General features: G+C 69.9%; 1 protein-coding gene. It reads right to left on the bottom strand.

The features are described from left to right. Positions 1-409, bottom strand: a 409-nt coding sequence (locus C3492_RS43910; protein WP_146075824.1) for a lectin, incomplete at both ends; no start/stop codon positions are given.

Below are 409 nucleotides of genomic sequence, written 5' to 3' on the forward strand. Positions count from 1 at the left end.
CGTTCCACTTCTGGTTGGCGGCGCCGGTGCAGCTCCAGATCTGTGTCCGGGTGCCGTTGGCGGAGTTGTTGTCGGTGACGTCCAGGCACTTGTTCGCCTGCGGGTTGACGATGTCGTGGGCGGCGGTGACGGTCCACTTCTGGTTGGCGCCGCCGGTACAGGTCCACAGCTGTGTCTTGGCGCCGTCGGCGGTGGAGTTGCCGGTGACGTCGAGGCACTTGCCGAGGGCGCGGATGGTGCCGTCGCTGCCGACCGTCCACTGCTGGGCGTTGGTGCCGTTGCAGTCGTAGAGCTGTACGGCGGTGCCGTCGGCGGAGTTGGCCCCGGCGACGTCGAGGCACTTGCCGGCGAGGCCGGTGATCGTGCCGGTGGCGGCCTGTGCGGGGGAGGCGGCGAACAGCCCGGCCGA

The sequence above is a fragment of the Streptomyces sp. Ru62 genome (assembly GCF_002920615.1).
Lineage (GTDB): Bacteria > Actinomycetota > Actinomycetes > Streptomycetales > Streptomycetaceae > Streptomyces.